Here is a 6,952-nt window from a genome sequence, read left to right on the forward strand (position 1 = left end):
ATTTATAATAATTCTTATTTTAATTTTCAAAAATCACTATTCTTTTTTATACAAAAATATTTTAATCTCTTCTAATATCGGTTGAGAAAACGAACCAATTATACTAGCAGCAATAGTGATATATGATATAAATCATATAAAAGTTTTCTCTCCTACTAACTTGAAAGAGATTAACACCTTTAATTAACAATATTATAAATAAACTGAGTTTTTATAGTTAAAATATTGATTAGCAGTTATAGTACTAAATATAATAATCAAATTTATATCTTACAAGATAAGAAGTATTTTTGATACTAGTGCGCACTGATTGTGAATCTACTTAATATACTTAATATTAGTGTAGTGGGTTATTACTAATTTTCAATGGATTGTGCTTATTTAACTAATGAGCGAATCATTAATTTTTAATTACCACTTTTATTCCCAATGAACGTATTTTATTTTAATATCAAAAAAAATTCTCAGTCAGAAATAATTTAGCATATATTTTTTATGAACATAATTATGACTGTCTCAATACCTTGTAACTTCATTACAGCCATAAAGAGCAAATTTTTTATAAAAAAGATTAATTTTTATACAGTTTCTTAATTATAAATGAAAAGAGCAAAATACTATAAAGGTTTGTATTTTCAAGTTTTTGGTACAACTATAGTTTTACTAGGATATGAAAATTATCCATGCGTTTTTAACCTTTAGACTAGATTGCATGAATTTTTTCTTATATTAAAAAAAATTTGTTAGCTTTGTTGCTCTTTGTTTGGAACTTGATGTACTTACAACTAAACTTGTTAAATAATCTGATTTCATAACTAAATCGTATGAAGGGGATTGTTTGTAAAAGTAGTCAATATACTTAAAAGTGATATGAAGAATAATCTAATAATTCAATGTCCGTTCTATGAGTTTCACTAATTCTTTATTCTCAATTTAAGAGATCATTAAAAATACTAAATTTTAATTTCTAAAAATTACATAGAAAGTTTTATCCTTATAAAAATAGTCTTTTCTAATCCCCAACAGCTTGCGTACCTAAAACTGATTTTTTATAAAAGTTTTATTAACACGAGAAACTATGCCTGACGTAAAGATGATTTTAAAAGCAGGTTAGAATAAAAAACTAATAACTAATAAAAAAACTCTAAAACTAAGGTAAATTATCTTCAATTTTTTTAGGAAAGCGAAGGAGATGTTGTCGATTAATACCAAACGTAACGGCCAAGGAACCAGCTATGTAAATGGAAGAGTAAGTCCCGATGATGATTCCGAGGATTAAAGCTAAAGAAAAAGGTCTCAAACTACTACCACCAAAAATAAATAAAGCTATTACAACAATTAATGTTAAACCTGAGGTCATAATAGTTCGGGATAAAGTTTGATTAATAGATAAATCTACAATTTCGGTTGGAGTAATGGTGCCAGAACAAATTTGACGGAAATTTTCGCGAATTCGATCATAAACTACGATAGTATCATTAAGGGAATAACCTATGACTGTTAGAACTGCTGCTAATACAATTAAATTAAATTCTAAATCAAAAAAAGAAAAAAATCCTAAAATTAATACTGGATCATGAATCAAAGCAATAGCGGCACTTAAAGCACAGCGAAATTCAAAACGCAAACTGATGTAAATTATAATAGCAATTAAGGATAAAATAACAGCCAAAATCCCATTAATCATTAATTGCTGTCCTAGTTGTGGACCGATATAATCTAACGATCCAAGAGTGCCACCGGAGATCGCTGTCATTAAGTTTGTTTTAAGCTTATCTTGAGTGAGCTCTTTATGCGGCGGCACACGAACTGAAATATGACGAACATCATAAACCCGGACCACTGTTTGAGGAAAACCTTGCTCTACTAAATTTTTTCGAATCACAGATGCATCAACTGGTTGCGTAAAACTTACCTCAACCTGAGTCCCCCCTGTAAAATCAAATCCTAAATTTAATCCATAAATACAAAGAGAAATGATAGAAGCAAGAAAAATAATAGCTGAAAAAATACCAGCCCATTTACGTTGACGCATGAATGAAATTTTAATATTAGCTTTAAAAAATTCCATTATTGTATTCACTTTAAAAAAATTTAGGTTTAATCCCAATAGATAAATGGGAAACACCTCGATGTCCATAAATTAAATTGACAATAGCACGAGTAAAGAAAATCGCTGTTAACATGGAGGAAAAAAGTCCAATTATAGTACTTACCGCAAATCCTTGAATAGCAGAGCCTGAACCTACAGCAAATAAAACACTCATTACAATTAATATCGTCATATTAGCGTCCACAATGGTAGAAAAGGCACGATCGTATCCCGCCTTAATGCTCTTATGAAACGATATACCATTTCGAAGCTCTTCACGGATCCTCTCGTTAATTAATATATTGGCATCTACAGCCATACCAACAGTTAAAACAATTCCGGCAATACCGGGCAGTGTTAGTGTTGCACCCAAAACTGATAGTACGGCAACAATAAAAATCATATTTAATATCAATGCAATATTTGCAATAATTCCAAATAAGTGATAATAAAAGGCCATAAATAAAATTACTAACAAGGCACCAATCTCAATAGACAAAAGACCCATATGTATATTTTCTTGTCCAAGGCTAGGACCAACCACTCTTTCCTGAACAAAATCCACTGGAACCGGATAAGCACCAGAACGAAGCAATAAAGCTAAATTATTAGCATATTTCATAGTAGAAAGATTAGTGATTTGAAAATTATTTCCTAAAGCCGTCTGTATCGTCGAGATGTTAATTACCCGTTCCAGCTGACGATGACAGCTCACTATTTTACCATTTTCCAAATGAGGAGTGGTTTGAGTTTCCAGATATACCACCGCTAATGGTTTACCTATATTTTCTTCAGTAATTCGATTAAAAGAAGAGACTTCATTACCACTTACTCGAATTTGTACCGCGGGGCTACCAGTTTCTCCAATAATACTTGCGGCATTAATAATTGAAATTCCGTTTAAAACTACCTGCTTCTTAAGTAAGACAGGTTTATTTTCATAGGTATATAATTTTGAACCGAAAGGCACAGTCCCTGTTTTAGCAGCTTTTTGAGCATCATGATTCATATCAACCAATTGCAGACGAATGCTAGCCATTTTGCCAATGATATCTTTTGCCTGGGCAGTATCTTGAATACCTGGAAGATCTACACTAATGTAACTTTCTCCTTGCCGTTGAACTACTGATTCAGCCACACCTAGTTCATTTACCCGAGTTCGAAGAATAGTAGTAATCTGGTTGACTGTATTTTCTTGGATTTGCTGTAAAACTTCCTTGGGAATTCTCCTTCGAATTCTTAGCCCTTGACCTTGAAATTGATAATCTCTGAATTGTTTTTTTAATAGATTTATTCCTTGCTTACACGCTTGCATATCGTAGCAATCAATGATAATACCCTCTGAATCAGTAGTTATACTAGTATATCGAACTTGTGCTTTGCGAAAAGTAGAAACAATACTATGAATATCTCCACTTTCCTGCACTTTAAGAATCGCATTTACATCAACGTTTAATAAAAAGTGAATCCCTCCACGCAAATCTAATCCTAATCGCATGGGTTTGGCGCCAATCGCTTGAAGCCATTTTGGAGTACGGGAAGCTAAATTTAATGAAACTGAATAATTTGTTGTATCCAAGCTTCCTTGAATTATATCTTGTGCTTTAAGTTGAGCTTCCGTATTAGGAAATCGTACTAAGATTGAATCTATAGTGCGTTGAAAATTTTGGTAAGGGATATTTTGAGCATTCAGATGCGATTCAATCTGTTTTTCTAAATTTGCCTTAATAAATCTCCCTTTTTTTTCCGAAATTTGAATGGCTGGATCTTCACCATATAAGTTAGGAAACGCATAAATAACACCCATTAAGATAAGCAAGACAAATAAAAGATAACGCCAGAACGAATAGCGATTCATACTTTTACCTAAAACAAAAAACTTAAATAGAATCAATGGTGCCTTTAGGCAATATCGAAGTAATTGATCCCTTTTGCAAAGTGATTTCTATGCTTTTAGCTATTTCAAGCACAACGAAGTTATCTTTTAATCGTATTATTTTTCCTGTAATGCCTCCAGTCGTTATAACTTCATCTCCAAGGGCAATATTTTCTAGTAATTGTCTTTGTTCTTTCGCTCGCTTAACCTGAGGTTTGATTAAAAGAAAATAAAAAAATAAAATTAATAAGAGTGGTAACCACAGCATCGACCAAAAGCTACCAGGATGAGGAGGTTGTTGAGTAGTAATTGGCATACCATAGGCTGTATCAATACCTAAAAGATTCAAAAAACTCATAATTACTCTTCCTATACTCTGTAGATATTTGAGCTCAACAGAAAACACACCTTAATGTACCGTTTTCAAAACCAAGACGCAAATTTACCATATACCATAACCATATAAGACATTCCTCTATTCTTTGCTCTCTTACTATTTGTTGACTTTTATCTTGCATCTTTTACACTAAACTAGTAATGTTAAATTTTAAAAAAAATCAAGTGGTTGCTGTAAGCCTTTCAGGAGGTGTGGACTCCTCTGTAGCCGCGCTCACCTTAAAAAAGGCAGGATACAAAATATTTGGGGTTTTCATGCAAAACTGGGAAGACGATAAGAATGACTCAATGTGCACAGCTGAACAGGATCTAAGTGATGCCAAGGCCATTGCTGATCATATTGGAATTCCTTTGTATACGATCAATTTTAGCAAGGAATACTGGAGCAATGTTTTTCAACATTGTTTGGACGAATTTGCTAATGGTCGCACACCTAATCCCGATGTGTTATGTAATCGAGAAATTAAATTTAAATCCCTACTTGAATATGCTAAAAAATTAGGCGCAGATTATCTTGCTACGGGCCATTATGCGAGCTTAAAAAAAGAAAACGGCTATTTTAAGCTCTTAAAAGCCTGTGACAAGAACAAAGATCAAAGTTATTTTTTGTATCTTCTCAATCAATACCAATTAGCTCATAGCTTTTTTCCCTTAAGAAATTACTATAAATCTGATGTTCGAGCCATGGCAAAAGATGCGGGTTTAATCACCTACGCCAAAAAAGATAGTACAAGCATTTGTTTTATTGGTAAGCGTAAATTTAAAAAATTTCTTAATGAATTTTTATTAACTCAACCAGGAAATATGGAAACACTAGAAGGCAAGGTTGTTGGTGAGCATGACGGTATTATGTTCTATACTCTTGGACAACGCAAAGGCCTTTGCATCGGGGGGCGTCCTGATAGTAACGAAAAGCCTTGGTACGTCATTGCTAAAGACATTAAACGTAATGTATTAATCGTGGGCCAAGGATATGATCATCCTTTGCTCTATACCAAAGAATGCTTTTGTTCGAACGTGCATTGGATTCAAGGCAGTCCACCTTCAACACCTTTGATTTGTAAAGCTAAAATACGCTATCGTCAACCCGATCAATCATGTATTGTTTCATTACTTACTGCAGATCGCTGTCGAGCGGTCTTTAAAAAGCCCCAACGAGCCATAACAGCCGGTCAATCTATAGTTTTTTATTTAGAGAATCAATGTTTAGGAGGGGGAATTATTGAACAATAATCCCCCCCAAATTTTCTAAAAATCTAACTCATGATGAAAATAAAAGGCGACAGTCCTTTTCTTTTTTACCAAAGAAAAATTTCTATTTTATAGAAAATTAAATTAGAGAATTAAATACATGGGAATCCAATAAAAATGCCATCCACAACTCAATAAAATATTTTATTTTTAAAAGTTTAATCAGAGAATGAGCTTCTTTAATGCAATTTTATGGATTAAAAAATTTGAAAAAACATTATCCGAATCTTGAAATTGGCTATCATCGTTCTTTGCTAAAATCTATTACTCATACTGTTAAAGGTTTATTACAAAATTATTGTATATGTGTAGTTAAAATTAATGAGTTAATCAATTACTTTTAGTAAGTCTTCTATAATAACCACCGACTCTTTGTGCTAGAGATACTTTTTTATAGTGGTAATTTTTAAAAGGTAATGCTATTACTCTCGATGTTAGAGATCTGCTACTAAAAATTCTGGACCTCTTATATTGTTAATTATTGTTAATAACTTCAATTATTGTTAATAACTTCAAACGTTCATTCCAAGAATCGTTTTAACTACGAATTATCCATTTTTATAGATAAAAATGAAACCCTTATTTTATTATCTTATAAGGGATTTACTTTACGACGACTTTTCTCTCTATCTAATCAAGCTCTTTACCAGTGATTTTGTGTTCACATGGAATGCTAGTCTATTCCTTCCTTACTTTTAATGACACGTTTTCGTTCCCTGATAATCTAAAAAAATATCTTTATACTGTTTTATTAATAAAAATTTTTCTAAAAACCCTTGCAAAATTTTATCTGCTTTTACCTTCCTATTCAGGAAATTATAGAACATCAAAATATTTTTAACGAGAATCCATTATTGAGATTTTTTCTATAAAAAATTTTACCTTGTCCGAATTAAATTACTTAAAAATAGAATATAAACTATTAATATTGGTAATTTTAATCCAGACACTAAACTCTTTCTTAAAAAATAGCATTGATTTGATTATCAAATACACCTGAATAGTTCCCTAATCAACAAAACGATTATCTGCTTTCGTTAGATTGAGCTAGCTAAATTTTTAACAAATTTTAAAAGATTGTCCTCTTTATCAAAGAGTCAGTTTATAAAAAAATAGCAACAAATGTAGAATATTATTTAGCGTTATTTTTTGAAAATACTCACAGCTCTTTTTGATTTATCTCAAAATATGCATTGTTATTTTAATGCAATATTTATAGGCTTAAAAAATTTTCTAAACAATTATAGCATGAGATCAAAAATCATTACGAACAATTCTACTACTAAGACGTTACCCGACTGTTATATATTTCTAAAAATATATCTTAGTCATTAAAT

4 protein-coding genes are annotated in these 6,952 nt (G+C 31.4%); 1 reads left to right on the top strand and 3 read right to left on the bottom strand.

Annotated elements, in window-relative coordinates:
* Positions 1–1,150: 1,150 nt before the first annotated feature.
* The 3 genes from secF to yajC are packed head-to-tail and all read right to left on the bottom strand — an operon-like array spanning position 1,151 to position 4,326.
* Positions 1,151–2,071: a protein translocase subunit SecF gene (gene secF, locus CLERM_RS02870; protein ID WP_102157095.1), complete on the bottom strand. Its 921-nt coding sequence runs from the start codon at positions 2,069–2,071 to the stop codon at positions 1,151–1,153.
* A gap of 13 nt (positions 2,072–2,084) precedes the next feature.
* Entirely contained in the window at positions 2,085–3,950 is a 1,866-nt protein-coding gene (secD, locus tag CLERM_RS02875) for a protein translocase subunit SecD (RefSeq protein WP_102157092.1), read from the bottom strand.
* 22 nt (positions 3,951–3,972) lie between these two features.
* Positions 3,973–4,326: a preprotein translocase subunit YajC gene (gene yajC / locus CLERM_RS02880; protein ID WP_102157093.1), complete on the bottom strand. Its 354-nt coding sequence runs from the start codon at positions 4,324–4,326 to the stop codon at positions 3,973–3,975.
* 179 nt (positions 4,327–4,505) lie between these two features.
* Here yajC and mnmA point away from each other — a divergent pair, with 179 nt between their 5' ends.
* Entirely contained in the window at positions 4,506–5,597 is a 1,092-nt protein-coding gene (gene mnmA, locus CLERM_RS02885; protein ID WP_102157094.1) for a tRNA 2-thiouridine(34) synthase MnmA, read from the top strand.
* Positions 5,598–6,952: the final 1,355 nt, after the last annotated feature.

It is taken from the genome of Coxiella-like endosymbiont (assembly GCF_002871095.1).
Lineage (GTDB): Bacteria > Pseudomonadota > Gammaproteobacteria > Coxiellales > Coxiellaceae > Coxiella.

What these genes read in the sequence shown, in the direction of transcription:
- secF (WP_102157095.1), bottom strand. Translation starts at nt 2,071, where the DNA reads ATGGAATTTTTTAAAGCTAATATTAAAATTTCATTCATGCGTCAACGT.
- secD (WP_102157092.1), bottom strand. Translation starts at nt 3,950, where the DNA reads ATGAATCGCTATTCGTTCTGGCGTTATCTTTTATTTGTCTTGCTTATC.
- yajC (WP_102157093.1), bottom strand. Translation starts at nt 4,326, where the DNA reads ATGAGTTTTTTGAATCTTTTAGGTATTGATACAGCCTATGGTATGCCA.
- mnmA (WP_102157094.1), top strand. Translation starts at nt 4,506, where the DNA reads ATGTTAAATTTTAAAAAAAATCAAGTGGTTGCTGTAAGCCTTTCAGGA.